Here is a 24,426-nt window from a genome sequence, read left to right as displayed (position 1 = left end):
TATGAACTGAATTCATATCAGGAACGTTGTGCCTGGTAAATACCGCAATCGAGCCCGGCTCGTTGTACCGGTAGTCACAGACTCGTGACGTGCAGATATGTTCATCCGTCGAAGGGGGGTGGCGCCGAGTGTCCACACCAGCCGCCACGACCGGGCCGCTGCGTCGGGTACCGGTGCAGGGTCGAAGTGTCGCGCGGGTCCAGCGGATGCTGGACGCCTGCGCCGAGCTCGTCGACGAGGTGGGGTACGAAGGGCTGACCACGACCCTGCTCGCCGAGCGTGCCGAGGTGGCGATCGGGTCGGTCTACCAGTTCTTTCCGGACAAACGGGCGATCGTGCAGGCGCTGACCCTGCGCACCATGGAGTCCTACCTCCAGCGGCTCGACGAGCGGTTCTCCTCGGACGACCTGACCCACTGGTGGGACGGCGTCGACGCGGCGATCGACGAGTACATCTCGATGCACCGCACCGTTCCCGGCTTCCGTACCCTGCACTTCGGCGACGTGGTCGACCTGCACCTGCTGGACGACCAGCGGGACAACAACGGAGTCATCGCGGAGCAGCTCGCCCGCGTACTCACCGAGCGTTTCGGCCTGGCCGGGGTGCCCGACCTGCGGTTCCACCTGGAGGTCGCGGTGGAGGCCGCTGATGCCCTGATCAAGCTGGCCTTCCGTCGCCGCACCGACGGCGACGAGCGGGTGCTGGTCGAGGCGAAGGCGCTCATCCGGGAGTACCTGCACCGGCAGGTGAACGCCCCCACGGAGGTCGTCCACCAGGGTTGAGCGGCACGTTGAACGGCGGGTTCTGAGAGTGCGCCGGGGCCCGCCGTCGTCACGCGGTGGGGCAGAGCCGCGGGGCGGCTCAGAGGAAGGCGTGCCCCTCGCCCCGGTAGGTCGGCACGGTGGCGACCACCGCGTCCCCCTCGACCAGGTGCACCTCGTTGACGTGCTCGCACAGCTCGCCCGCCTTGGCGTGGCGGAACCACACCCGGTCGCCGACGCGCAGGCCGTCGGCGGCCTTTCCGGCCAGCGGGGTCTGCACCTCGCCGGCGCCCTCCGCGCCGAGCAGCTTCAACCCGTCCGGCAGCCACGGCCGCGGCAGCCGGCTGTCCGCCGCCGGGCCGGAGGCGATCCAGCCGCCGCCGAGCACCGTCGCCAGCCCGGGCGCCGGGCGGCGGACCACCGCGCAGGCGAAGAACGCCGCCGGGGCCGGCCGCCAGGCACGGTACGCGTCGAACAGCGTCGGCCCGTACAGGCCGGAGCCCGCGGTGACCTCGGTGACGGCGGGGTCCGCGCTGGTGGCGGCCACGCTGCCGGTGCCGCCGCCGTTGACGAACTCCAGGTCGGCGTGCTCGCGTACCGCATCGACCGCGGCCGAGCGGCGGGCCAGCAGTTCCCGGTACGACCCGCGCTGCGCGACCCGGATCGCCGAGCCGAGCATCGCCTGTCCGGGTGGCGCGTCGCCGAGGCCGGCGATCTGTGCCTCGTACGACATCAGGCCGACCAGCCGGAAGCCCGGCCGGCCGGCGACGGCGGCGGCGAGCGCGCCGGCCGCCGTCGCGCTGTGTACCGGGGAGCGGCGCACGCCGACGTGCACCCGGCCTCCCAGCGGGCGCCAGGAGGCGTCCAGGTCGAGGCAGATCCGCAGCGCGGGGCGGCCCGCGGGCGGGCACACCCGGTCGATCAGGTCGAGCTGTGCGGTGTCGTCGACCATCAGCGTCACCGCGTCGGCGAGCGCCGGGTCGGCGGCCAGGTCGGCGAGGCCGCCCCGGTGGGCCGTCGGGTACGCCACGAGCACGTCGTCGCTGACCCCGGAGCGGACCAGCCACAGCGCCTCGGGCAGCGTGAAGGCCATCACGCCGTGCCAGCCGGGCCGCTTGAGCGCCCGGGTCAGCAGCTCGCGGACGCGTACCGACTTGCTCGCCACGCGCAGCGGCTTGCCGCCGGACCGGCCGACGAGCGCCTCGGCGTTGGCGTCGAACGCGGTGAGGTCGACCACCGCGTACGGCGGGTCGAGGTGAGCGGTCGCCCGGTCGAGACGATCGCGAAGTTTGTCACGGTCGATGGCCACGTCTGCACGCTAACTGTCTGGACGGCAATGCGAAATACCCTCGCGTCTGTCCGGGCTGCGGGCGGTGGTCCCGGCGGCCTAGGCTCGGCGAGCAGGTGAATGTCGCGGGGGACGACCCCTCCTGCGCGACTAGAGTGTTCCACCGGGGATGCCCAGACCTGGGCCGGCACGTGGAGGTACGGCCATCGAAAGCCAGAACAACGGCGAGTCGCCCGGCGTGTCGTCCGGGACAGCCGCCGACCACTCGGGCGTCGCCGCCATCCGGTCGGTGCTGCGCATCCGGCCGTTCCGCAGGCTGTGGATCGTGCTCAGCGCCGCCTCCTTCGGCGACTGGCTCGGCCTGCTCGCCACCGCGCTGTTCGCCGCCTCCCAGGTCTCCGGCAGCACCGCCCAGGGCGCCGCGTTCGGTGGCGTGACCGCGATCCGGCTGCTCCCGGCGCTGGTGCTCGGCCCGGTGGCGGGCGTGCTCGCCGACCGGTTCGACCGCCGGTGGACCATGGTCATCTGCGACCTGCTGCGCTTCGTGCTGTTCGCCTCGATCCCGCTGTACGCGCTCACCGGCGCCGCGGGCGGGCTGGTGGTCGGCTGGGCGCTGATCGCCACGTTCCTGATCGAGTCGATCACCCTGCTGTGGATCCCGGCCAAGGAGGCGGCGGTCCCCAACCTCATCCCGCGTACCCGGCTGGAGGCGGCGAACCAGCTCACGCTGATCACCACGTACGGCCTGACGCCGGTCGCGGCGGCCGTCGCCCTGGCCGTGCTGACCCGCGGCCTGCCCGGCGCGTTCGGCGGCGACCTGCCGAACTGGGCCGAACCGGCCCAGCTCGCGCTCTGGTTCAACGCCTTCTCCCGGCTGGCCACCGCGCTCGTGGTGGCGTTCGGGATCAAGGAGATCAGCGAGGCCCAGCGCGGCGAGGCGGAGCGCACCGAGCAGAGCATGTTCCGGCAGTTCTCCGAGGGCTGGAAATACATCGGCCAGACCCCGCTCGTCCGCGGCCTGGTGCTGGGCATCTTCGGCGCGTTCGCCGGCGGCGGGATCGTGGTCGGCACGGGCAAGTTCTTCGCCAACTCGCTCGGCGCCGGTGACGCCGCGTTCTCGCTGCTCTTCGGCGCGATCTTCGTCGGTCTGGCGCTCGGCATCGGGCTCGGGCCGATGATCGTGCGGGACATGTCCCGCCGCCGCTGGTTCGGCATGAGCATCGTGCTCGCCAGCGCCTCGGTGCTGGTGCTCGCCTTCGCCATCCACCTGTCCATGGCCATCCTCGGCGCGATCCTGGTCGGCGCGGGCGCCGGCATGGCGTTCCTGGCCGGCACCACGCTGCTCGGCGGCGAGGTGGCCGACGAGGTGCGCGGCCGGGTGTTCGCGGTGGTGCAGATCGGCACCCGGCTGGTGCTGATCCTGGCCATCGCGCTCAGCAGCCTCCTGGTCGGCGTCGGCGGCTCCCGCCAGCTCACCATCGCCGACCTGGGCATCTCCATCTCCTCCACCCGCTTGCTGCTGCTCGCCGCCGGCGCGGCCGGCATCATCGCCGGCATCAGCGCGTTCGGGCAGATGGACGACAAGAAGGGCGTACCGGTCCTCGCCGACCTCTGGGGATCGATCCGGGGCCGCCCGCTGATGCCGGCCGAGCCGTTCGTCTCCAGCGGCCTGTTCGTGGTCTTCGAGGGCGGCGAGGGCGCCGGCAAGTCCACCCAGCTCGCCGAGCTGGCCGAGCGGCTGCGCGCGCAGGGCCGCGACGTGGTGGTCACCCGCGAGCCGGGCGCCACACCGGTCGGCGAGCGGATCCGCTCCCTGGTGCTCGGCACCAACCCCGGCGAGGCGCCGTCGCCGCGCGCCGAGGCGCTGCTCTACGCCGCCGACCGGGCGCACCACGTGGCCACCGTCGTCCGCCCGGCGCTCGTGCGCGGCGCTGTGGTGATCAGCGACCGGTACGTCGACTCGTCGCTCGCCTACCAGGGCGCCGGCCGGACGCTGCCGGTGGACGAGGTCTCCTGGCTCTCCTCCTGGGCCACCGGCGGCCTCAAGCCCGACCTGGTGGTGCTGCTCGACGTCGAGCCGCGGACCGGCCTGAGCCGGGTCGAGGACCGCAACGAGGGCACCGACCGGCTGGAGGCCGAGTCGCTGACGTTCCACGAGCGGGTCCGGTACGCCTTCCTCGACCTCGCCGCCGGTGACCCGAAGCGATACCTGGTGCTCGACGCGTCCCGCCCGATCGACGAGACCGCCGACGCGGTCGCCCGCCGGGTGGGCGAGCTGCTCACCGATCCGGCCGGCATCGTGCACCCCCGTCCGGCGCAGGGCCCGGACACCTCGGTCCAGCCCGAGTTATCCGACGCGGAGCTGGTGACGATGGAGCAACCCCGACGATGACCGACGTCTTCGGCGATCTGGTCGGGCAGGACGAGGCGGTGGCCATGCTGCGGCGGGCCGCCGCCTCGGCCGCCGCCCTGCTGCGCGCGCCGGTGACGTCCCCCGCGGGCGGGCACGACGACCTCGACGCGCTCGCCGAGGAGCACGACGGCGACCCGGGCCCGGCTGCGCCGGCCGACCTGGGCGGCGGCATGACCCACGCCTGGATCTTCACCGGGCCGCCCGGATCGGGCCGCTCGGTGGCCGCCCGCGCGTTCGCCGCCGCGCTGGAGTGCGTGCACGGCACCGGGTGCGGCACCTGCCCCGGGTGCCACACCACGCTCGCCGGCACCCACGCGGACGTCCGCCTCGTGGTGCCCGAGGGCCTGTCCATCGGCGTCGGCGAGATGCGCGCGCTGGTGCTGCGGGCGGCCAGCGCGCCGTCCGGCGGCCGGTGGCAGATCGTGATCATCGAGGACGCCGACCGGCTCACCGAGGCCGCCGGCAACGCGCTGCTCAAGGCGATCGAGGAGCCGCCGCCGCGTACCGTCTTCCTGCTCTGCGCCCCGTCCACCCACCCGGACGACATCTCCGTGACCATCCGGTCGCGCTGCCGCGTCGTACCCCTGCGGCAGCCGCCGCCGGCAGCGGTGGCCGAGGTGCTGGTCCGCCGCGACGGCGTCGCGCCGGACGTGGCCGAGTGGGCCGCCGCGGCGGCGCAGGGGCACGTGGGCCGGGCCCGGCGGCTGGCCCGCGACCCGGAGGCCCGGCAGCGGCGTGACGCGGTGCTGGCCGTACCGCGTCGGCTGACCGGCGTGGGCGCGGCGTTCGACGCGGCCTCGGCGCTCATCGAGGCCGCCGAGGCGGAGGCCGCCGCGTCCGTCGCGGAGATCGACGAGGCGGAGCGTACGGCGTTGCAGACCGCGCTCGGCGCGGGCGGCACCGGCCGGGGCGCGGCCGGCGCCATGCGCGGCGCGGCCGGTCAGCTCAAGGATCTGGAGAAGCGGCAGAAGTCGCGTGCCACCCGTGCCCAGCGGGACGCGCTCGACCGCGCCCTGGTCGACCTGGCCGGGTTCTACCGGGACGCGCTCACCATGGCGTGGCGGGCGCCGGTCGCCCCGGTGCACACCGACACGGCGTCGCTCGCCGGTGCGGGCGCGCAGAAGTGGGACGCCGAGGGCTCGCTGCGCCGCCTGGAGGCGGTGCTGGAGTGCCGCGCGGCGATCGAGGCCAACGTCAAGCCGCGGATCGCGGTGGAGGCGATGATGCTGGCCCTCTGGCGCGGCTGAGCCGGGCACTTTCCGCACTGTCCACAGGGCATCGACACGCGCGATTGGCGTGCGGTACGGTCCGGTGATGCCGCGGTGACCGAGGCGGCACGCTCAGTGAGGGTCGGGCCGACCGGCCGGGAGGAGTCCGCCGATGCCGCGGGGCGAGATCGACGAGGCCTGGATCGAGGAGGCGGTGCGGCGCTACCGCCGGATCGAGAACCTGCAGGCCGAGTTCGACCAGGCGGTCGCGACGGTCGAGGTCACCGTCCGCTCACCCGACGGGCTCGTCGAGGTGGTGGTGACCGCCGGCGGGCGCATCACCGACGTGCGTTTCCTCGGCCCGCTGCACCACCGCAGCCCGCGCGACGTGGCCGGTTCGGTGCAGGCCGCCGTCACCGCCGCCGCCGACGCGGCGCAGTGGGCGCGGGAGAAGCTGCACAACGAGACCTTCGCGGCGTACCGGCCGCTGGCGGGGGCCTGACATGGAGACGCTGCGTGCCCTGGCCGCCCGTCTCGACGAGGCCGGCGCGACCCTCGCCACCCTGTCCCGCACGGTGACCGCCACCGACCCGCCGCATCCCGCGTTCGGCGCGCACGCCGCCGGCCGCCCCGGTGAGGTGGGCCGTGCGCTGCACCGCCAGTGGACAGTGGCCACTGCCGACCGGGCGCGCGAGGCGCAGGCCGCCGCCGTCCGGCTGGCCGCCGCAGCGGCGGCGCTGCGCAGCGCCGCCGACCGTTACGCCGCCGCCGACGACGCGGTCGCCCGGCGGCTGGCCCGGGAGGCCTGATGGACGCGCTCGACCGCCTCGCCGAGCCGGGGCTCGACCTGCTCGGCCGCGTCGACACGCTGCTGGCCGCCGGCGCGCCCGAGGGGCACCGGCTCTGGCCGCTGCTGCGCCGCATGCAGGTGCTTCCCGGCGCGGCCGTGCGCGAGTTCCTCGACCTGCATCCCGCGCCGCTGACCGGCGCCGGCCACGCGGTGCGCCGGCTCGTCCGGGGGTACGACGACACCTGCGCGCTGCTGGCCGACCAGGTCGCCTGGTCCGGCGCTGCCGCGTCGGCGTACGACGAGGCACGTGCCGCCCTGATGCGGCACCTGGACGAGGGGCCGGACAGCCTGGTCGGGCGGCTGGAGTCGACAGCGGGCTACGCCGACGCGCTGGCCGGCTGGGTGGAGGGCAGCCGGGCGGCGCTGGCCCGGGCGCTGGCCGAGGTGCTGGGCTCGGCCGAGGCGGTCGCGGTGCACGCGGCGACGCGGCCCGGCGCCGAGGCCGGACGGGCCGGGGCGTCGGCGGCGGCCGAGATCGCGACGAGGGTCCTGGGTGTGCTCGGGGTGGCCTACGACGGCGCGGAGACGCTGCTGCGCCAGTGGGGGCCGAGCCTGGCCGAGACGCCGTGGCGGGACCGCGCCACCACCGCTCCGCGCTACGGCGGCACCACCCGGATCGGCTACTGACGGTCCACGGCGCCGCGCACCGGACCGGCCGTGGCCGGGTGACGGCGGCGGCGCCGTGGCCTTCCCCTGCACCCCCCGCAGGTATGCCTTCACTCAACGCGCCCGGGCGGTGTTTGTCAGGGGCCCGCCGGAGATTCAGCCGTCCGGGCGAGGCGATGGGGCCGGTTCGGCCGGGTCGAGGTCGATGATCGCTGCGGTGGGTGACCGGGCGGCGACAGGTGCGCCGTGCGGCGGTCGTCGATCCGCGTAGGGTGTGGCGTATGGGCATGCTCTGCGCGGTCAGCTTCAACCGGTACGGGCGCCTCTACTACCTCGACCCGGGCGAGCTGCGCCCGCAGGTGGGCGACCGGGTGCTGGTGCCCACCGAGGAGGGGCCCGAGGTGGCCGAGTGCGTGTGGGCCGCGCAGTGGGTCAGCGAGGACACCGACAGCTTCCCGAAGCTCGCAGGGATCGCCGGCGACGACGACCTGCGCCGCGACGAGATGCTGCGCCGGCGCAAGGCCGAGGCGAAGGTCGCCGCCAAGCGGCTGATCCGCGAACACGGCCTGCCGATGAAGGTGGTCGCCGTGGACCACGTCCTGGCCACGCCGGAGAACGGCAGTGACCGCACCACCATCTACTTCACCGCGCCGCACCGCGTCGACTTCCGCTCGCTGGTCCGCGACCTGGGCGCCACGCTGCACTGCCGAGTCGAGCTGCGGCAGCTGTCCGCCCGCGACTCCGCCCGGGTGCAGGGCGGCATCGGTTCCTGCGGGCGCGACCTGTGCTGCGCCACGTTCCTCACCGACTTCGAGCCGGTGACCATCCGGATGGCGAAGGACCAGGACCTGCCGCTCAACCCGCTGCGCATCTCCGGGGCGTGCGGGCGGCTGATGTGCTGCCTGAAGTACGAGCACCCGCTGTACCAGAAGTTCCAGGAGTCGGCCCCGGCGGTCGGCAGCCGGGTGTCCACTCCGCAGGGCGAGGGCAAGGTGGTCGGCCACAGTGTTCCGCGCGACGCGGTCACGGTCCGGCTGGACGCCGACGGCTCCCGCTCGATGTGCTCCCGCGCGTCGGTGTGCGGCCCGAGGCAGGCCCACGACCAGCACTACCCCCAGCCCTGACCGTCCCCCTCCCCACCGTTTCCCCGTTGATCATGAAGTTAGCGGTCGAAATGGTGATCGAATTCGCCGTTAACTTCATGATCGACGGGGTGGGGGCCGGGGTCAGCGGATGACGATGGGGGGTTCGGCCAGGCGGGGGGTCAGCGGGGTCTTCGGGGTCAGCCAGGAGGCGGTGGGGGACTGGTCGGGGTTCAGCTGCCAGTCGTGCGACACCTTGTCCACGGCGATCGGGTAGATCGTCAGCGTGCCGTCCGGGTCGATCCGGAACCGCAGGAACGCCTTCGAGTCCTCGATGCCCTGCGCCGCGAACAACTCGTTCAGGTTGACCCCGAACGCGCCCGCCACCAGCAGGTAGAGCGCCACGAGCTGGCTGGCGACCAGCCCGCTCAGCGGCCCGTAGAGCACCACCGCGGCGACCGCCGGCAGCGGCCACGGCCAGTCGTAGAACGGCAGCTGCAACCAGACCCACGTGCCGCCGGCGGCGAGCGCCACCTGGGCCAGCCCGTGCGCCACCCCGAGGATCCAGTGCCGGGCGTGCCGTTTCCCGCCCGCCGTGGGCGGCTTGGCGAAGAACACCGCGCCCATCATCGCCACCACCAGCATGATCGCCAGCGGCACGCTGAACAGCCGCTGCTCGGTGGTGCCCACCTGCTGCACCGCCACCCCGGCCATGGCCAGCATCAGCAGCGTGTGCAGCGTGCCGAGCAGCGTCGTGAAGCCCGGGTTGCGGAACGGCAGCCGGGCGAAGATCCCCCAGCCGTACCGGCGGGAGCGCGCCTTGTCCGGATAGCGCGCAGCCAGGTCGTACTCCCGGGTGTTGCTGGCCCGCCGGGTCAGCGTGTCACGCGGCGGCACCTCCAGCTTCTCCGGCAGCCGGTGCGTGGGGTAGAGGTAGGCGCCGCCGCCGCCGCACGTGATGAGCTGCCGGTCCGTCCCGGCATAGCGGGCGTAGTGGTGCAGGTCGCCGGAGACCAGCACCCGTACCTGCGCCCCGGTCGGCGCGACGAGGGTACGGATGAAGTAGTCGATCGAGTCGTACGCGTTGGGGTGGTCGACGGCCTTGACCCACGTCGGCGCCGGCACCGCCAGGATCACCTTGGATTCCGGGGTGAGCTTGCGGGCCACCTCGTCGAAGTAGGTGAGCTGCGGGTCGTCCAGGTACGAGCCGGACTGGTCGTCGAGGCCGAGCAGCCACCAGCCGGCCGGCAGCTCGACGGCGAAGTACGAGCGGGACTGGCCGGTGCCCCAGCCGGCGAAGTGCCGGTCCCGGGTACGCACGAACAGGCGCAGGAACGCGGTCAGGCCGTCGTACCAGTCGTGGTTGCCGGGCACTGCGAACAGCTTCGGCTGCTCCGGCGGGGCAACAGGCAGCGCCGCCTGGTACGGACCCTTGCACCGGTCCTCGTACGCCTCGTAGCCCGCCGCGGGATAGACCTGGTCGCCGCCCATTACCAGCGTCTGTGCGCGGGGAAGGGTGTGCCCGTCCACTGTCAGCTCCGGCTGGGCGAGCAGGTACGCCACCGAGTACGTGGCGTCGAAGCCGTCACCCAGGTCGGCCACGTAGTCGAGCCAGAGCCCACCGTCCGGCCCGACCTGCCGGAACGTGCCGTCGCTGAACGCGTTCTGCAACTCGCGCTTGTCCAGGTACGCCCCGAACAGCATGGCCAGCAACGTACGCAGGCCGGTGCTGATCAGGAGCAGCGGCGCGAGCCAGGGCACCGGCCGGCGGGGGGTGAAACCCAGCTCCCGGGGGTCGATGCTGCGGGGGCGGCGGGTGGCACGCTCGCCGGGACGCGCCTCGGGAGCCGGTGGTCGCGGCGGTTCGTCGGTCACCCGCCGCAGGGTAGTCCGGACCGGGCGCGAAGTCTCTCCCGTACCGGGGCGGATGTGGTCGGGTGTCCGGCTTCGGAGTCGGGGGATCCGGTTCGGCTTCCGGTCGGGCGTGCCGTACACTTGGCGGTCGTTGCCGCCTTAGCTCAGTCGGCTAGAGCGACGCACTCGTAATGCGTAGGTCGACGGTTCGATTCCGTCAGGCGGCTCGGTACAGAAGCCCAGGTCATCGACCTGGGCTTCGCCGTTTCCCGAGGGCGATCGCCCCTCCGCCGACGGGTGCCGGTCCGTAAATCGTCCGCGCCGCGGCTGCTTCGACCGGCCGGGCCAGCCGGCGGCAGCCGCCCAGGCCAGCAGTACGCCCATGGTCAGGCCAGGCGGCAGGTACCAGAACGTGAGGAAGCCGGCCGGTGGCGTCAACGGCAGTGCCGCGATGAGCGCCCACGCGACGCGGCGTGGCAGCACACCGCGACGCAGCCCCTGCAGCCCGCACCAGACGGTGCCCGCCAGCGCCGTCAGCAGGGCCACGAGGTCGAACATCCACCCGTATCCGGGGCTGTTGTATTCCAGGCCGATCGCGATGGCCGCGGCGAGGAGCCCGTATCTCGTGAGGCGCCGAGGCGTCGCGGTGGCGTGGCCCGTCACCGTCCAGACGAGCGGCAGCGTCAGCAGCATCGACACGAAGAAGGGACCACGCCAGATCCAGGCCGGCTCCCCACCGTCGAACAACGGCAGGTTCTCGGCCATCCATCGCGCCGGAGCGGGGAGAGAGCTGACGGCTCGGCCGCCGCCGACCTCCCACTGCGTGGCCATCGCGGCGCCGAGCACCGCTGCGACCAGCGGCGCGAGAACCGCAAGGGCGCGCCGCCAGCGGGCGACCGCCCACCTGCCCTCGACACCGGGCCGGTCGGTGCGGTCGGGTACGCGCTGCGGATGCTCCTGTCGCATCGGATGATCGTCCTAGCGTCGCTGGGAAATCCCATCAGGAGAACAGTCGGGATCATCGCTAGCGTGTCGGCTGTAGACGCCGTTACGAGGCCGCCCGAGTTCTTCTGCCCGGAGCGGGCAGGTCGGCGGCCACCGTGCCCAGCAGCGCCAGCGCCTGCGCCGACCGGCTGCCGGGCTCGGCCTGGTAGACGACCAGCTGCTGGCCCGTCGCCCCGGCGACGGTCAAGGAGTCGTACGTGAGGGTCAGCTCGCCGACGTCGTGATGGTGGAACAGCTTCGCCTCGTGCGTCTTTCCCCGTACGTCGTGGCGGGCCCACAGCCGGCGGAACTCCGGACTCTTCAGCGAGAGTTCCCCGACCAGTTCGGTGAGCCGCGCGTCGTCGAGCATGTCGGCTGCGGCGGCCCGCAGCGCGCCCAGGCTGGACTGCGCGACCCGGTCCCAGTGGGGATGGAAGGAACGGGCCGCCGAGTCGAGGAAGACGAACCGGACGAGGTTGGGCTCATCGGCCTCGAACAGCTTGGCGAACAGGGCGCGTCCGAGCCGGTTGGCGGCCAGCACGTCCATCCTGCGGTCGACGATCAGCGCGGGTGTGTGCAGCCAGCCGTCCATCAGGCGCAGCAGGCTCGGCCGGACGGTCTCCCGCGTACCCCTGCGGGCGGGCTTGCGGCCGCTCCTGGCCAGCAGGTGCAGGTGCGCCGCCTCCTCGGTGTCGAGTCCGAGGGTGCGGGCCAGGGCGTTCAGCATCTGTTCCGACGGGTGCTGTTCCCGCCCCTGCTCCAGGCGGGCGTAGTAGTCGGCGCTGACCCCGGACAGTTGGGCGACCTCCTCGCGCCGCAGACCTGGCGTCCGGCGCCGGCCCGAGGAGACGATGCCGGCCTCCGCCGGGCTGGTCGTCTCACGCCGGGCGCGCAGGAACTCGCCGAGCGGATTGCTGCCGTCCACCACCCCAACATAACCGCGGGCGGTCGGCCGCCAGGAGGCTCAGCCGGGGTGTGACGCACCCTGGTTGCGACCGGCCGTACTTCGCACCGTGGACTCATGGAATCCACACAGATGTCCGGCACCAGCCACCGCAAGGCCGCCACCGTCCTCCTGACGGCGGCGCTCACCGCCTGCGGCACGGAGACACCGCCCGTACCGCAGGCCGCCCCGTCCGCGACGCCGGCGCGGCCCTCGGTCTCCGAGGCCCTTCATCCGTACGTCGGGATGTGGGTCACCGCCGACGGCCACATCCGGCAGGAGTTGTTGCCCGACGGCCGGTACGACGAGGCGCGCGGCGACCGGGCGAGCGCCTACACCGGCCGGTACGAGGTGACCGGCGAGCACATCGACTACCGGGACGACAGCGGGTTCACCGCCGACGGCCGGTTCGACGGCGACGTCCTGCACCACGGCGGCTACCTGTTCTATCGGGAGGGCAGTGCGGCCCACCGGCAGGCGGTCGCGGGGCGGGCGTCCACCCGCCCGTCCGGGTAGGGGAGAACGCCGACGGACAGGGGAGCGTCGGGCGTCCGGTGGCGGCGCAACCGCTACCGGCGCTCGGCGCGCTGCCGGGCCGCCTCGTACAGCGCCACGGTCCCGGCCGCCGCCGCGTTCAGGGAACTCGCCGCCCCCACGATCGGGATGCGCACCATCCGGTCGCTGGCCTCCTGCCAGCCCTTGCTGAGCCCGTGCGTCTCGTTGCCGATGAGCAGGAGAGTGGGGCCGGTCAGGTCGTGCTCGGCGACGTCCACGTCCCCGTGCTCGTCCGTACCGATGATCTGGACCTGCGGAAGGCCGTCCGCGCGCACCGCGGCGACCCAGTCCAGGACGTCGCGGTGACTGGGGACGCGCACCACGGGTAGGGCGAACAGCGACCCGGTGGTGGCCCGGACCGCCTTCGGGTCGTACGGGTCGGCGGCGTGGCCCGTGATGATCACGCCGGAGGCGCCGAAGGCGTCAGCGGAGCGGATCAGCGTGCCGATGTTGCCCGGGGTCTTGGGGCGGTCGAAGACCACCACGAGCATGGCCGGCCCGACCGGGATGCGGGCCAGGTCGTCAGCGGGCTGCGCCACGACTGCGAGCAGTTCGGGTGACTCCTCCTCCTTGCCGCTCAGTTCCCGCATCAGCTCCGGCGCGAGGGCCACCCGCCTGGCGCCGGCGCGGTCGAGCAGGTCGCGGCACCAGCGGGACAGGGGCTGCCGGTCCGGGTGGAGGAGGGCACGGATCTCCCAGCCCTGTTCCAGGGCCACCGTGATCGGGCGCACCCCCTGGACCAGGAACTCCCCGGAACGCTGCCGCTTGGTGCGGTTGGTCAGCAGCGCCTGCCACTGCTGGAAGCTCGCGTTGCGGGTGGTGATCGTCAGGGTCTTCGCCACGCAGCCGATTCAACCGCATCCGGGTTCGAGGTCACGCGCCGGTGAGGTGGTGACGCGGCGCGATTGTCCCGCCGAGTGACCAGCCGCTATCGTTCCCTCGCCCCCAGCCCGCAGAGTTTGAGGATCGCGATGACTTCCCCGCCGTTGACGAAAGTTGCCGATCGGGAAGGTTCGCCCGCCGAGGAACCGGCCGGCACGGCGACCGGACGCGAGCCGGGCAGGGAGGCGCCGCCGAGCCGGTTCCGGGCCGACGTCGCCGGGCTCCGGGCTGTCGCCGTGGGGCTGGTGCTGCTCTACCACGCCGGGTTGCCGTTCATCCCCGGTGGCTTCGTCGGCGTCGACGTCTTCTTCGTGATCTCCGGCTTCCTCATCACCGGGCAGCTCATCTCGGAGATCGAGCGCAGCGGACGGGTCTCGCTCACCGGTTTCTACGCGCGCCGGGCCAAGCGGATCCTGCCCGCGGCCACTGTGGTGCTGGCGGCCACCGCCGTCGCGGTCCGGCTGTTCGTACCCCGGGGTGAGTGGCAGGTCATCGGCGGCGACATCGCCGCCGCGGCGACCTACGTCGTCAACTGGCGGTTCGCCGACCGCGCGGTCGACTACCTGGCCGAGGACGTCGCGCCGTCGCCGGTCCAGCACTTCTGGTCGCTCGCCGTGGAGGAGCAGTTCTACCTCCTCTGGCCGCTGCTGATCGTGCTGGCCATCCTCGCCGCGCGCAGGCTCCGGCGGGCGAACGTACGGCCGGTCCTGTGGGTCGGTCTCGCGGTGCTGGCGGTGCCGTCGTTCGTCTGGTCGATCGTCGAGACGGCGAACTCGCCCGAGCGCGCGTTCTTCGTCTCCACCACGCGGCTGTGGGAGCTCGCGGTCGGCGCGGCGGTCGCGCTGCTGGCGGTCCGCGCCGCGCGGATGCCCCGGTCGGTGGCTGTCGTCCTCGGGTGGCTCGGCCTCGCCGCGATCGTGGCGGCGGCGCTGCTGGTCAGCGGGAAGACCGCATGGCCGGGGTACGCGGCGGCGCTGCCCACGCTCGGCGCGGCGGCGGTGATCGCGGCCGGTGCCGCGGCCGGCTCCCGAGGGCCGGTGCTGGTGCTCGGCATGCGTCCGTTCCAGTGGATCGGTGACCTGTCGTACTCGCTGTACCTGTGGCACTGGCCGATGCTCGTGGTGGCCGCCGCGCACTTCGGTGACCTGTCGGTGACCGAGGGCCTGGTGGTGGCGCTCGCCTCGGTGATCCCGGCCTGGCTCACCTTCCGGCTGGTCGAGAACCCGCTGCGGTACTCGCGGAAGATCTCCACGTCGCCGCGTCTGGCGTTGAGCCTGGGCGGCAACTTCACGCTCGCCGGCATCTGCGCCGGTCTGGTCCTGGTGCTGATGGGCGCGTGGGCCGCCGCCGCGACCACGACCAAGGGCCGGTACGCCCCGGGCGCGGCGCTGCTGTCGACAGCGCCCGGCACGGCGCCGATCGGCCCGGTCCCGGAGCGGTTCGACGCGATCACGCCGGACCCGCTGCAGATCCGGCAGGGCTTCATGGACGTGCCGGACACCAACCGGGACAAGTGTTTCCAGCAGGTCGAGGGCGCCGAGGTGCTGTCCTGCACGTACGGCGTTCCGAACGGGTCCACCACCGTCGCGCTCGTCGGCGACTCGAAGATGGACCAGTGGCTGCCCGCGTTCCAGGTGCTCGCCGCCCAGAACGACTGGAAGCTGCTGATCATGGCGAAGGCGGGATGCGCCTTCACCAGCGCCCAGGTGCTCAAGGGCGACGGGTCCGGCAAGCCGTACACCGACTGCATCGAGTGGAACCGTGCGCTGCTGGACCGCCTGGTGCAGGAGCGCCCCGACTACGTGGTCACCTCGCAGTCGGCGTCGACGGCCCTGGACAGCGGGGGTGAGCGCGCCACCGTCGCGGCGATGGTGTCCGGCGTACGGGCCTCGTGGAAGAAGCTCGACTCGGTGGGGACCAAGGTCGTCGTCCTCGCCAACAACCCGCATCCGGGCGCGGCGGTGGCGTGCGCCGACAAGAACCGCAAGCGCCTGTCCGCCTGCGCGTTCGACAGGGAGAAGCACGACCAGGACCCGGCCTACCGGATGCAGCGGCAGGCGGTCGCGGGCGCGCCGAAGGTCAAGATGATCGACCTGTTCGACGCCGTCTGCCCGACCGACAGGTGCCCTGTGGTGTTCGGCAACGTGCTCATCTACCGGGGTGGCTCGCACATCGGCGCGGCGTACGTGAAGACGACCGCGCCGCACCTCGCCCGTGCCCTGTCCGACGTCGGCGTGCCCGCGCGCTTCACCCCGGCCGGGTAGGTCGCCGGGGTTGCGGCGCCCGGCCACGATGGCGGCGTGATCATGCGTCGGCCGCTCTGGCTCAGCCTCGTGTACGTGCTGCTGGCGGTCGCCGGTGGCGCCCTGCTCTGGCTGCCGTTCCACACCCAGATGGCGCTCGACGACTGGGGGGTGACGCTGCGCGAGCGGGGTACGCCCGCACAGGCGACGGTGGTCGACCAGGTGACGGAGAGCGGTGGCAACCGGAGTTCCTCGTCGCGCACCATGTACTTCAGTTACGCGGTCGACGGCCGGACGCACTCGCAGGAGGTGCCCTGCTTCGAGGTGTGCCGGGCCGCGGGCACCGAGGTGCCGATCTGGGTCAACCCGGCGGACCCGAACGACTTCGTCACCGACTTCGGGCAGCTCAGCGGGCATCGCGGGCGGGTGCAGGGCGTACTCGGCGTGGTCGGGCTGTTCGCCCTGGGCGCCGGGGTGGTGCTGACGCTGTCCCGCATCCGGCGCGCCCGACCAGGCGACCGCGCCGGCCGGGCGAGCCACGACGCGGCGCGCCGCGACCGGCCGCGCCGGGCGGCGCCGACGCCGGTCGGAGACGGTCGCGGCTACACCGGCCGGGGCAAACGCAAGCGCAACGCCGGGCGCTGACGCAAGCGCAACGCTCGGTGCCGGCCGCCGGCGACGGGGTCAGCGGTAGAGCGTCTCCAGGTAGGCCGGGCCGTAGTGGCGTTCCAGGTCGGCCAGGCTCTCCGCCGGGGCCTCCACCTCCTTGATCAGCCGGGCCCGCGTCGGCAGCACGTCCGGTTGCCAGGTCTCCGGCTGCCACAGCTCGGAGCGCAGGAACGCCTTCGCGCAGTGGTAGAAGATCTGCTCGATCGCGACCTCGACGGCGAGCAGCGGCCGGTGGCCCTTCACCTCCATGTCGGCGAACCACGGCGCGTCGGAGATCAGCCGGGCCCGGCCGTTGATCCGCAGCGTGTCGGTGCGGCCGGGGATCAGGAAGATCAACCCGACGTGCGGGTTGGCCAGGACGTTGCGGTAGCCGTCGGCCCGCCGGTTGCCGGGCCGCTCCGGGATCGCGATCGTGGTGTCGTCGAGCACCAGCGCGAAACCGGGCGGGTCACCCTTGGGGGAGACGTCGCAGGTGCCGTCCGCGCCGGCGGTGGCGATCAGGCAGAACGGCGAGGCGGCGAGCCACTCCCGGTCGCGTTCGTGCAGCGTACGGCGGTCCTTGGCGGCCGCTCGCGGCATCGGTGTGCCGATCAGCTCGCGTAGTTCGGCCTCGCTGGTGATCTCCCGGGTCGTCACGTCTTCCTCCCCCGTCCGTTGACCTCGACGACGGTTCCGGCCCGCGACGGGCCGTGATCCGCCACTGTCAGCCTAGGAGAGCGCGTCGAGTGCCGGGTTTGCCCCCGGAGCCGGCGGGTAGGGACCGGTTCGCAGCGTGCGTCCGGACGCGACGGATGGAGGCCGAGATGGAGAGCCGACTCAAGGTGCTCGGCCATCCCGTGCATCCGATGCTCGTGATGTTCCCGGTGGCGCTCTTCGTGACCGCGGTGATCTTCGACGTGGTGGACACCGTGGGCGGGCCCGGCTTCCTGGCCGAGGTCGCGTACTGGAACATCACCGTCGGTCTGATCGGCGGCCTGCTGGCCGCGGCGGCGGGGGCGTTCGACCTGCTCGCCCTGCCGGCCGGCACCCGCGCCAAGCGGGTCGGTGTCACCCACGCCGCCGCCAACGTGGCGGTCATCCTGCTGTTCGCCGCGGTCTGGGCGGTCCGGCTCAACGCCGACTCCCGGGCGGCCGGGGGCGCGCTCGTCGCCATCGAGGTGGTCGCCCTGGCGATCCTCGGCGTGAGCGCGTGGCTCGGCGGCGAACTGGTGGACCGGCTCGGTGTCGGCGTCGACCCGGAGCACGATCTCAACGCGCCCAGCTCGCTGCGACCCTCCTCGGCGACACAGCGGATCGGAGACGCGCGATGACGGAACAGGGCAGCGGACGGGGCTGGCGTGGTCGCCAGCAGGGCTGGGATCCGATGGGCGAACTCCAGTCGCTGCGCTCCGAGCTGAGCCGGCTGGTCGGCGGACGCTCCGGCAGCCAGGACGTGGATCTGGCCGAGACGGCCGACGGCTGGGAGGTAGTCGTCCGGCTTCCCGGCGTGGCGCCGGAGGAGGTCGCCGTCGAGCTGGACGACCGGGAGCTGTGCGTACGCGCCCGGTCGGAGGCCGAGGTGAACGCCGACCACGGCATCCCGGGCGGTTTCACCACCCGGGGCTTCGAGTACCGCGTGGACCTGCCGTCCCGCGTGGACCCGGACCGGATCGACGCGGTGATGGACCACGGCCTGCTCCGGGTCCGCCTGCCCCGGGCGACCCGGCCCGCGCCGCGCACCATCACCGTCGGCCGGACCGGCCCGCGACCGGGCGCCGACCGTACGCCGATGCCCGCCGACCCGGCCGCGGATCGGGAGCTGCACCACCCGGACACCGCGCTCGACGAGATCGACAGGCCGTAGGGGCCGCGTGACCAGCCCGCCTGACTCCCGCTCGCCGCGCCGCGACCTGGAGCCGTCGGCGCTCGGGCCGGTGGGCGAGCGCGTCCCTGACGTCGAACGGATCGCCGTGCTGCGCGCCAACGCGCTCGGTGACTTCATCTTCGTGCTGCCCGCGCTGGACGCGCTGCGGTCCGCGTACCCGTCGGCCGAGATCGTGCTGCTCGGCGCGCCGTGGCACGCGGCGCTCTGGCGCGACCGGCCCGGCCCGGTGGACCGGGTGCTGGTGGTGCCGGCGGCGCCCGGCATCCGCGACCCGGGGCCCGGCGAGTCGCCGGGTGACGTCCCGGCGTTCCTGGCCGCCGCCCGCGCCGAACGGTTCGACCTGGCGTTGCAGGTGCACGGCGGCGGCGGCAACTCGAACCCGTTCGTGGCCGGGCTGGGCGCCCGGGTCACCGCCGGCCTGCGGGCCGAGGGCGCGCCGCCGCTGGACCGGTGGCTGCGCTACGTCTACTACCAGCACGAGGTGATCCGCTACCTGGAGGTGGTCGCCCTGGTCGGCGCGCCCGCCACCACGATCACCCCGTCGCTCGCGGTCACCGCCGCCGACCGGGCGGAGGCCGCCGCCGTGCTCGGCGAACCCACCCGGCCGCGGGTCGCGCTGCACCCGGGCGCCACCGACACGCGGCGACGCTGGCCGCCGGAACGCTTCGCCGAGGTCGCCCGCGAGCTGACCGGAGACGGGTACGAGGTGCTGGTCACCGGCACCCCGGCCGAGCAGGAGACGGTCGACGCGGTGGTGGCGGCGGCCGGGGTGCCGGTGCGTCCCCAGGTCGGCACGCTCAGCCTGGGCGCGCTCGCCGCCGCGTACGCGGACTGCGCGCTCGTGGTCTCCAACGACACCGGCCCGCTGCACCTGGCCGCCGCCGTGGGAGCGCCGACAGTGGGTGTCTTCTGGGTCGGCAACCTGATCAACGGGGCGTCGCCGTTGCGCGGGCGGCACCGCCCGATCGCCGCCTGGACCACCCACTGCCCGGTCTGCGGCGTCGACTGCACACCCGGGATCTACCCGCACCGGCCGGGCGACGGCGAGTGCCCGCACCGGGTGTCGTTCGTGGCCGACGTACCAGTCGCCGAGGTGGTCGAGGCGGCCCGCGAGCTGCTCACACCTCCGCGGGCGACTCGCTGAGCACGACCTCCCACGCCTCCACGTCGCGTTCGGTGACTGTGGTCGGCGACTCCAGGTGATAGGCCCCGCTGGGCAGCACCCCGGCGCCGCCGTGGCGCTCCAGCACCGCGAGCTGCGCGGCGACGTCCTCGCCCTGGTGCCGCTCGGGCAGCCGCTCCCAGAAGTCGAAGCCGCCGGCCTCGACGAGCTTGGCCCGGTCGTAGAGTACGCACCCGCCGATCCAGGAGATCTTGTACGCCCGCCACTCGTCCGCCGCCAGGTCGAGCTTCTCGGTGACGTGCAGCAGGTTCGCCGCCGGGTGGATGGACGCCCGGTGCCACTCCGGCGTGCCGGGCTGGATGCGTTCCGGCACCGGTGGCCCGGTCCACTCCTCGTAGTGCTGGTGCGTCTCCGGGCGGACGTCGTCGGCGTAGGAGAGGCCGTGCACCGCGTTGCCGACGAACCCGCAGCCCAACTCGTCGAGCGCGGTGACCAGGCGGGACAGCGCGCCCGGCTCCAGCCACACGTCGTCGTCGAGGCAGAGCACCGCGTCGGCCGCCGACTGGGCCAGCAGGTACGACCGGTGCTCGGCCAGGCCGCGACGGGGCAGCCGCCGGGTCAGCAGCACCGGATGCCCCCGGTGCCGCAGCGCCCGCACCATCGTGGCGGCGGCCGGGTGGGCGTACGCGGGATCGCCGTCGGACTGGTCGCTGACCACCACCCCGAACCCGGGTACGCCCTCCTGAGCGGCCAGCCCGGACAGCGTGACCGCCAGCTCGGCGGGCCGGTTGCGGGTGGGGATCAGCACGTCGAGCCGCCGGTGGTGCCGGAACCGTCCGGGCGTGCCCGGGTCGAGCGGACGGGTCACGCCGGCCTGCCCTCGCCGACCGTGTCGCCGACCGGGTGGGCGCGGATCCGGTCGATGATCGCCGAGGTGGAGCGGTCCGGTACGTACCCGAGCGTGCGCACCTGCCCGCCCAGCCGCCGTACCAGCGGCGCCTCCGGCACCATCTCCGGCGGGTAGTCGCCGCCCTTGACGTAGACGTCGGGCCGGACCGCCTCGATCAGCCGGGCCGGCGAGTCCTCCTCGAAGACCACCACGTGGTCGACGCAGGCCAGCGCCGCCAGCAGGGCGATCCGGTCCTCGACCGGGTTGACCGGCCGATCCGGGCCCTTGAGTCGCCGTACGCTGCCGTCCGAGTTGACCGCCACGATGAGCAGGTCGCCGAGCGCGCGGGCCTGGGTCAGGTAGCGGACGTGCCCCGGGTGCAGCACGTCGAAGCAGCCGTTCGTGAACACCACCGACCGCCCGGCCTGCCGGTGCTCGTCCACCAGGGCGGCCAGCTCGTCGGCGCCGACCAGCGCCGGATGCCCGCCCTCGTCCGCGCCGGTGCCGAGCGCGGCCAGCAGGTCCTGCCGGCGGCACACGCAGGTGCCGGTGTCGGCCACAGTGATGGTGGCGGCGAGCTGGGCGAGCTGGGCGGCGGTGGGCAGGCCCGCGTCGGCGGCGAGCGCCAGCGTCATGGCCGCCAGGTACGCGTCCCCGGCACCCACCGCGTGACTGGCCGGAACCGGGGTGCTGTGGCTGCGCCGGGGCTCGCCCTCGGCGCCGCCGACCACCGCGCCCTCGGTGTCCAGGGTCACCGCCACCACGTCGGCGCCGGTGTGCTCGCGCAGCTCGGGCAGGCGTGACTCGGCCAGCACGGCCCGGTCCACGCCGGCGCCGGCCGCCGCGCTCACAGTCACGCCGGTCCCGGTGACGCTCAGCCCGTCGCCGGTCAGCGCCACCCGCTCCTCGCCCGGCACCGGTTCGCCGGTCGGGCCGGCGGGGACCTCGGCTGCGGGCGTACCGGAGGTCGGGTGCGGGCTGCCGGGTACGCGCTCACCGGACCCGCCGGGCGCGGCGCCCACCATCAGCTCGGACGGGCCGTCGGCCTCCGCCGGGTGGTTCAGGTGCACGTCACCGCTGGGGACGGCGCCCCGCTCGGCGTGCGCGAACCCGGCGGCGGCGCGGGCCAGCAGCCGGGTCGCCTCGGCGAAGCTCGGCGTCACCACTGTCGGGTTCAGCCCGCGCCAGTCGGCCAGGTCGTGCGCGTCGAGCGCCACGGTGCCGTACCGGTCGCGGTTGGCGACCAGCCAGGCGCGTACCGCCGACGGCAGCGCGCCCAGGCCGTAGTCGCAGACCACAAGCGTGAGCGGCTGCCCGGCGGCCACCGCCCGCAGCTCCTCGGTGGCGCAGTGCAGCGCGGTCAGCAGGCGGGCCACGCCGTCGGCGTCCAGCCCGTCCTCCGGACCGCCGGAGTCCTCGCGGAGCAGGATCTGGTTGCCGGCGAGCATCCGCCGCTTGACCGGGGTGGGCCGGCCGGGCTGGCTCACCGTGCGGTCCCAGACCGCTGCCCGGTCCAGGCAGTCGTGCAGCTCGTCGCCGGCTACGTCGGCGCCGACCGGGGCGACCAGCGCGGCCCGGCCGCCGAGCGCCGCCACGTTCACCGCCGTGTTGGCGGCGCCCCCCGCAGCGGAGATCCGCCGCCGCAGGGTGAGGACCGGCGCGGGCGCCTCGCGGCAGAGCCGCTCCGACTCGGCGAACCGCCACTCGTCCAGCATGGCGTCCCCGACGACCAGCACGGGACGCTGCTGCCAGCTCGCCACGACGGTGGCCAGCCGGCGCTCTTCCGCTGCTGCTCCTGCCATGCCTCTGCGGATCCCCCCGGGCCGTCGGGCCAAACCTTGGTGCGACGCGGGCCACCCGATGCGTCCGGTTTCGCGGCATCGGGCGGGGGAACCGTCTCAGACGTACCCCGGAGAGGAGAGAACAGCATGGCAGCGACACTTCAGGGCAAGCGCATCGCCTTCCTGGCCGCCGACGGCGTCGAGGAGGTCGAGTACACCAAGCCCCGGGAGGCGGTGGAGAACGCCGGCGCCCAGGTCGAGCTGGTCTCCATCGAGTCCGGCACGATCCAGGCCTTCAACCACCTCGACCACGGCAAGCAGTACCAGGTCGACGTCACCACCGAGGAGGCGGACGCCGGGGCGTACGACGGCCTGGTCCTGCCCGGTGGCGTGGCGAACCCCGACTTCCTGCGGACGGACCCGGAGGCGGTCCGGTTCGTCAAGGCGTTCTTCGACGCGGGCAAGCCGGTCGGCGTGATCTGCCACGGCCCGTGGACGCTCGTCGAGGCGGACGTGGTGCGGGGCCGCACCATCACCTCCTGGCCGAGCCTGCGCACCGACCTCACCAATGCCGGCGCCAAGTGGGTCGACCAGGAGGTCGTCACCGACAACGGGCTGGTCAGCAGCCGCAAGCCGGACGACCTGCCGGCGTTCTGCGCCAAGATCGTCGAGGAGTTCGCCGAGGGGCGGCACGCCGCCCGATGAAACTCGTACGCCCACCGGGGGCATGATCCGCCCCCGGTGGGATAGGAAGCGGGATGACCGCCCAGGCCGCCCGTCCCGCGTTGCCCGCCCGCCAGATCCGCCTGCTGATGTTCGGCCTGATGACCGGCATGCTGCTGGCGGCGCTGGATCAGACGATCGTCGGCACCGCGCTGCCGACGATCGTGGGTGAGCTGGGCGGCATCAACCACTACTCGTGGGTGGTCACCGCGTACCTGCTGGCCTCGACCGCCTCGACGCCGCTGTACGGCAAGATGGCCGACCTGTACGGACGCCGGCCGGTCTTCCTGTTCTCGATCGGGATGTTCCTGCTCGGCTCGCTGCTGGCCGGGCTGTCGCAGGACATGACCCAGCTGATCGTCACGCGGGGCGTGCAGGGCCTGGGCGCCGGTGGCCTGATGACGCTGGCGTTCACCATCATCTCGGACGTGGTGTCGCCCCGGGAGCGCGGCCGCTACCAGGGGTTGTTCGGCGCCGTGTTCGGTGTGTCGTCGGTGGCCGGACCGCTGGTCGGCGGCTACTTCGCGGAGAACAACTGGCGGTGGATCTTCTACATCAACGTGCCGCTGGCGATCCTCGCCATCGTGGTCTGCTGGCACGTGATGCGGCTGGTGCCGTTCGAGCGGCGCGAGCACACAGTCGACTGGATCGGCGCGGCGCTGCTGGTGGCCGGCGTGAGCTGCCTGCTGCTGGCGCTGAGCTGGGGCGGCGCCGAGTACGCCTGGGGCTCCGGCGTGATCGTCGGGCTGTTCGCCGCGGGCGCGGTGCTGGGCGTGCTGTTCGTCGTCCAGGAGGCCCGGACCAAGGAGCCGATCCTGCCGCTGCGGCTGTTCCGCAGCGCCACGTTCGCGCTCGCCAACGGCGCGGGTTTCGTGCTCGGTCTGGTGATGTTCGGGTCGATCATCTTCATCCCGCTCTACCTCCAGATCGTCAAGGGCGCCTCGCCGACCCGCAGCGGTCTGCTGATGCTGCCGATGATGGCCGGCGTCATCGTCACCTCGGTGCTGACCGGCCGGGCGATGAGCCGGATCGGCAGGTACAAGTGGTTCCCGGTGGCGGGCGCGGCCGTGCTGGTGGTCGGCATGCTGCTCTTCCAGCAGCTTCAGGTGGCCACCTCGCTCTGGCTCGCGTTCGGCTACATGGTGGTGATCGGCGTCGGGCTGGGCCTGTGCATGCAGTCGCTGATCCTGGCCGTGCAGAACGCGGTGAGCGTGCGCGACCTGGGCGCGGGCACCTCGTCTGCGACGTTCTTCCGGTCGCTCGGCGGATCGTTCGGCGTGGCCATCCTCGGCGCGGTGCTGTCGTCCCGGCTCACCGCCGAGATGTCCGCGCGGCTGCCCGGTGCGCTGGCGCAGCTCCCGCCGGACCAGCGGGCCGCGGTGACGGCCGGCGGGGACTTCTCGATCAACGACCCGGCGGCGATCCTCGCGCTGCCCGCCCCGGTACGCGCCGCCGTCCAGGCCGCGTTCGTCGAGTCGCTGCACCTGGTCTTCCTGACCACCGGGCTGATCGCCGTGATCGCCGTGCTGGTCACGCTGGCCATGCCGAACCTTCAGTTGCGCGGCACCGGCCCGCAGGGTGCCACCGGCGGCGCCGACCCGCTCGGCGGGAAGGCGCCCGCGCCCGGCGGCAAGCCGCTGACGAAGGAGTCGAAGGACGAGGCCGCCGCCGACATGGAGGCGAAGTCGCAGACGATGCTGTGACCGGC

Annotated in this window: 22 protein-coding genes and 1 tRNA gene; 16 read left to right on the top strand and 7 right to left on the bottom strand. The window is 73.5% G+C overall.

The window, feature by feature from the left end; translation table 11 throughout:
* The first annotated feature begins 206 nt into the window (after positions 1 to 206).
* Positions 207 to 782, top strand: coding sequence for a TetR/AcrR family transcriptional regulator (locus FHX31_RS27890; RefSeq protein ID WP_114919313.1), 576 nt, complete (start codon positions 207 to 209; stop codon positions 780 to 782).
* A 79-nt stretch (positions 783 to 861) separates the two neighbouring features.
* Here the strand turns inward: FHX31_RS27890 and FHX31_RS27885 are convergent, their stop codons facing one another.
* Positions 862 to 2,070 (bottom strand): amino acid deaminase/aldolase, encoded by a 1,209-nt coding sequence (locus FHX31_RS27885; protein WP_184977462.1) that lies wholly within the window; start codon positions 2,068 to 2,070, stop codon positions 862 to 864.
* Positions 2,071 to 2,218: 148 nt separating this feature from the next.
* On the opposite strand from FHX31_RS27885, the gene tmk reads away from it, so the two are divergent.
* The 6 genes from tmk (at position 2,219) to FHX31_RS27855 (ending at position 8,250) form a co-directional block, all read left to right on the top strand.
* Complete coding sequence (gene tmk, locus FHX31_RS27880; protein WP_435090825.1) at positions 2,219 to 4,441, top strand: dTMP kinase; 2,223 nt, start codon at positions 2,219 to 2,221, stop codon at positions 4,439 to 4,441.
* Positions 4,438 to 5,709: a DNA polymerase III subunit delta' gene (locus FHX31_RS27875; RefSeq protein WP_184977461.1), complete on the top strand. Its 1,272-nt coding sequence runs from the start codon at positions 4,438 to 4,440 to the stop codon at positions 5,707 to 5,709. Before tmk ends, FHX31_RS27875 begins: the two co-directional genes overlap by 4 nt.
* A gap of 133 nt (positions 5,710 to 5,842) precedes the next feature.
* Positions 5,843 to 6,172 (top strand): YbaB/EbfC family nucleoid-associated protein, encoded by a 330-nt coding sequence (locus tag FHX31_RS27870; RefSeq protein WP_013473591.1) that lies wholly within the window; start codon positions 5,843 to 5,845, stop codon positions 6,170 to 6,172.
* A 1-nt stretch (position 6,173) separates the two neighbouring features.
* Positions 6,174 to 6,479 (top strand): hypothetical protein, encoded by a 306-nt coding sequence (locus FHX31_RS27865; protein WP_013283662.1) that lies wholly within the window; start codon positions 6,174 to 6,176, stop codon positions 6,477 to 6,479.
* The gene (locus FHX31_RS27860; RefSeq protein ID WP_013473592.1) at positions 6,479 to 7,147 is read left to right on the top strand and encodes a hypothetical protein; all 669 of its coding nucleotides are present in this window, start codon (positions 6,479 to 6,481) and stop codon (positions 7,145 to 7,147) included. Before FHX31_RS27865 ends, FHX31_RS27860 begins: the two co-directional genes overlap by 1 nt.
* A 260-nt stretch (positions 7,148 to 7,407) precedes the next feature.
* Positions 7,408 to 8,250, top strand: coding sequence for a PSP1 domain-containing protein (locus FHX31_RS27855; protein WP_184977460.1), 843 nt, complete (start codon positions 7,408 to 7,410; stop codon positions 8,248 to 8,250).
* Positions 8,251 to 8,352: 102 nt separating this feature from the next.
* Here FHX31_RS27855 and FHX31_RS27850 read toward each other — a convergent pair whose 3' ends face one another.
* Complete coding sequence (locus tag FHX31_RS27850) at positions 8,353 to 10,083, bottom strand: metallophosphoesterase family protein (protein ID WP_184977459.1); 1,731 nt, start codon at positions 10,081 to 10,083, stop codon at positions 8,353 to 8,355.
* 132 nt (positions 10,084 to 10,215) lie between these two features.
* On the opposite strand from FHX31_RS27850, the gene FHX31_RS27845 reads away from it, so the two are divergent.
* Positions 10,216 to 10,289: transfer RNA gene (locus FHX31_RS27845), tRNA-Thr, on the top strand.
* 821 nt (positions 10,290 to 11,110) lie between these two features.
* On the opposite strand, the gene FHX31_RS27840 is transcribed toward FHX31_RS27845, so the two are convergent.
* Positions 11,111 to 11,971: a helix-turn-helix transcriptional regulator gene (locus tag FHX31_RS27840; RefSeq protein WP_184977458.1), complete on the bottom strand. Its 861-nt coding sequence runs from the start codon at positions 11,969 to 11,971 to the stop codon at positions 11,111 to 11,113.
* A gap of 96 nt (positions 11,972 to 12,067) precedes the next feature.
* On the opposite strand from FHX31_RS27840, the gene FHX31_RS27835 reads away from it, so the two are divergent.
* Complete coding sequence (locus FHX31_RS27835; RefSeq protein WP_235437530.1) at positions 12,068 to 12,505, top strand: Atu4866 domain-containing protein; 438 nt, start codon at positions 12,068 to 12,070, stop codon at positions 12,503 to 12,505.
* A gap of 53 nt (positions 12,506 to 12,558) precedes the next feature.
* Here FHX31_RS27835 and FHX31_RS27830 read toward each other — a convergent pair whose 3' ends face one another.
* Positions 12,559 to 13,386 (bottom strand): TrmH family RNA methyltransferase, encoded by an 828-nt coding sequence (locus FHX31_RS27830; RefSeq protein WP_184977457.1) that lies wholly within the window; start codon positions 13,384 to 13,386, stop codon positions 12,559 to 12,561.
* A 129-nt stretch (positions 13,387 to 13,515) separates the two neighbouring features.
* Here FHX31_RS27830 and FHX31_RS27825 point away from each other — a divergent pair, with 129 nt between their 5' ends.
* Together FHX31_RS27825 and FHX31_RS27820 are read left to right on the top strand one after the other, a co-directional pair.
* Positions 13,516 to 15,690 (top strand): acyltransferase family protein, encoded by a 2,175-nt coding sequence (locus FHX31_RS27825; RefSeq protein ID WP_184977456.1) that lies wholly within the window; start codon positions 13,516 to 13,518, stop codon positions 15,688 to 15,690.
* 42 nt (positions 15,691 to 15,732) lie between these two features.
* Positions 15,733 to 16,314, top strand: a complete 582-nt coding sequence (locus tag FHX31_RS27820; protein ID WP_091332042.1) for a DUF3592 domain-containing protein — start codon at positions 15,733 to 15,735, stop codon at positions 16,312 to 16,314.
* Positions 16,315 to 16,353: 39 nt separating this feature from the next.
* Here FHX31_RS27820 and FHX31_RS27815 read toward each other — a convergent pair whose 3' ends face one another.
* Positions 16,354 to 16,974, bottom strand: coding sequence for a pyridoxamine 5'-phosphate oxidase family protein (locus tag FHX31_RS27815; RefSeq protein ID WP_013473599.1), 621 nt, complete (start codon positions 16,972 to 16,974; stop codon positions 16,354 to 16,356).
* 167 nt (positions 16,975 to 17,141) lie between these two features.
* On the opposite strand from FHX31_RS27815, the gene FHX31_RS27810 reads away from it, so the two are divergent.
* Genes FHX31_RS27810 through FHX31_RS27800 form a run of 3 tightly spaced genes read left to right on the top strand, consistent with a single transcriptional unit; the run spans position 17,142 to position 19,346 of the window.
* Complete coding sequence (locus tag FHX31_RS27810) at positions 17,142 to 17,648, top strand: DUF2231 domain-containing protein (protein ID WP_013473600.1); 507 nt, start codon at positions 17,142 to 17,144, stop codon at positions 17,646 to 17,648.
* Positions 17,645 to 18,181, top strand: a complete 537-nt coding sequence (locus FHX31_RS27805; protein WP_030274419.1) for an Hsp20/alpha crystallin family protein — start codon at positions 17,645 to 17,647, stop codon at positions 18,179 to 18,181. The genes FHX31_RS27810 and FHX31_RS27805 overlap by 4 nt, the downstream gene beginning before the upstream one ends.
* Before the next feature lie 7 nt (positions 18,182 to 18,188).
* The gene (locus FHX31_RS27800; RefSeq protein ID WP_013473602.1) at positions 18,189 to 19,346 is read left to right on the top strand and encodes a glycosyltransferase family 9 protein; all 1,158 of its coding nucleotides are present in this window, start codon (positions 18,189 to 18,191) and stop codon (positions 19,344 to 19,346) included.
* On the opposite strand, the gene FHX31_RS27795 is transcribed toward FHX31_RS27800, so the two are convergent.
* A complete protein-coding gene (locus FHX31_RS27795) occupies positions 19,321 to 20,193 on the bottom strand; it encodes a glycosyltransferase family 2 protein (protein WP_013283677.1) in 873 nt (290 codons plus the stop codon). The two genes, FHX31_RS27800 and FHX31_RS27795, sit on opposite strands and share 26 nt — an antisense overlap.
* Positions 20,190 to 22,016, bottom strand: a complete 1,827-nt coding sequence (gene rfaE2 / locus FHX31_RS27790) for a D-glycero-beta-D-manno-heptose 1-phosphate adenylyltransferase (RefSeq protein WP_071097029.1) — start codon at positions 22,014 to 22,016, stop codon at positions 20,190 to 20,192. The genes FHX31_RS27795 and rfaE2 overlap by 4 nt, the downstream gene beginning before the upstream one ends.
* A 126-nt stretch (positions 22,017 to 22,142) precedes the next feature.
* Here rfaE2 and FHX31_RS27785 point away from each other — a divergent pair, with 126 nt between their 5' ends.
* Together FHX31_RS27785 and FHX31_RS27780 are read left to right on the top strand one after the other, a co-directional pair.
* Positions 22,143 to 22,700, top strand: coding sequence for a type 1 glutamine amidotransferase domain-containing protein (locus tag FHX31_RS27785; protein WP_013283679.1), 558 nt, complete (start codon positions 22,143 to 22,145; stop codon positions 22,698 to 22,700).
* Between the two features lie 53 nt (positions 22,701 to 22,753).
* Complete coding sequence (locus tag FHX31_RS27780) at positions 22,754 to 24,421, top strand: MDR family MFS transporter (RefSeq protein WP_184977455.1); 1,668 nt, start codon at positions 22,754 to 22,756, stop codon at positions 24,419 to 24,421.
* Positions 24,422 to 24,426 lie beyond the last annotated feature (5 nt).

It is taken from the genome of Micromonospora sp. CNZ286, assembly GCF_014207755.1.
The sequence above is the reverse complement of the archived record's forward strand: the minus strand, read 5'-3'. Positions and strand labels throughout refer to the sequence as shown.

Coding starts and splice junctions, on each gene's coding strand:
- FHX31_RS27890 (WP_114919313.1), top strand. CDS start 207: ATGCTGGACGCCTGCGCCGAGCTCGTCGACGAGGTGGGGTACGAAGGG.
- tmk (WP_435090825.1), top strand. CDS start 2,219: ATGCCCAGACCTGGGCCGGCACGTGGAGGTACGGCCATCGAAAGCCAG.
- FHX31_RS27875 (WP_184977461.1), top strand. CDS start 4,438: ATGACCGACGTCTTCGGCGATCTGGTCGGGCAGGACGAGGCGGTGGCC.
- FHX31_RS27870 (WP_013473591.1), top strand. CDS start 5,843: ATGCCGCGGGGCGAGATCGACGAGGCCTGGATCGAGGAGGCGGTGCGG.
- FHX31_RS27865 (WP_013283662.1), top strand. CDS start 6,174: ATGGAGACGCTGCGTGCCCTGGCCGCCCGTCTCGACGAGGCCGGCGCG.
- FHX31_RS27860 (WP_013473592.1), top strand. CDS start 6,479: ATGGACGCGCTCGACCGCCTCGCCGAGCCGGGGCTCGACCTGCTCGGC.
- FHX31_RS27855 (WP_184977460.1), top strand. CDS start 7,408: ATGGGCATGCTCTGCGCGGTCAGCTTCAACCGGTACGGGCGCCTCTAC.
- FHX31_RS27835 (WP_235437530.1), top strand. CDS start 12,068: ATGGAATCCACACAGATGTCCGGCACCAGCCACCGCAAGGCCGCCACC.
- FHX31_RS27825 (WP_184977456.1), top strand. CDS start 13,516: ATGACTTCCCCGCCGTTGACGAAAGTTGCCGATCGGGAAGGTTCGCCC.
- FHX31_RS27820 (WP_091332042.1), top strand. CDS start 15,733: ATGCGTCGGCCGCTCTGGCTCAGCCTCGTGTACGTGCTGCTGGCGGTC.
- FHX31_RS27810 (WP_013473600.1), top strand. CDS start 17,142: ATGGAGAGCCGACTCAAGGTGCTCGGCCATCCCGTGCATCCGATGCTC.
- FHX31_RS27805 (WP_030274419.1), top strand. CDS start 17,645: ATGACGGAACAGGGCAGCGGACGGGGCTGGCGTGGTCGCCAGCAGGGC.
- rfaE2 (WP_071097029.1), bottom strand. CDS start 22,016: ATGGCAGGAGCAGCAGCGGAAGAGCGCCGGCTGGCCACCGTCGTGGCG.
- FHX31_RS27785 (WP_013283679.1), top strand. CDS start 22,143: ATGGCAGCGACACTTCAGGGCAAGCGCATCGCCTTCCTGGCCGCCGAC.
- FHX31_RS27780 (WP_184977455.1), top strand. CDS start 22,754: ATGACCGCCCAGGCCGCCCGTCCCGCGTTGCCCGCCCGCCAGATCCGC.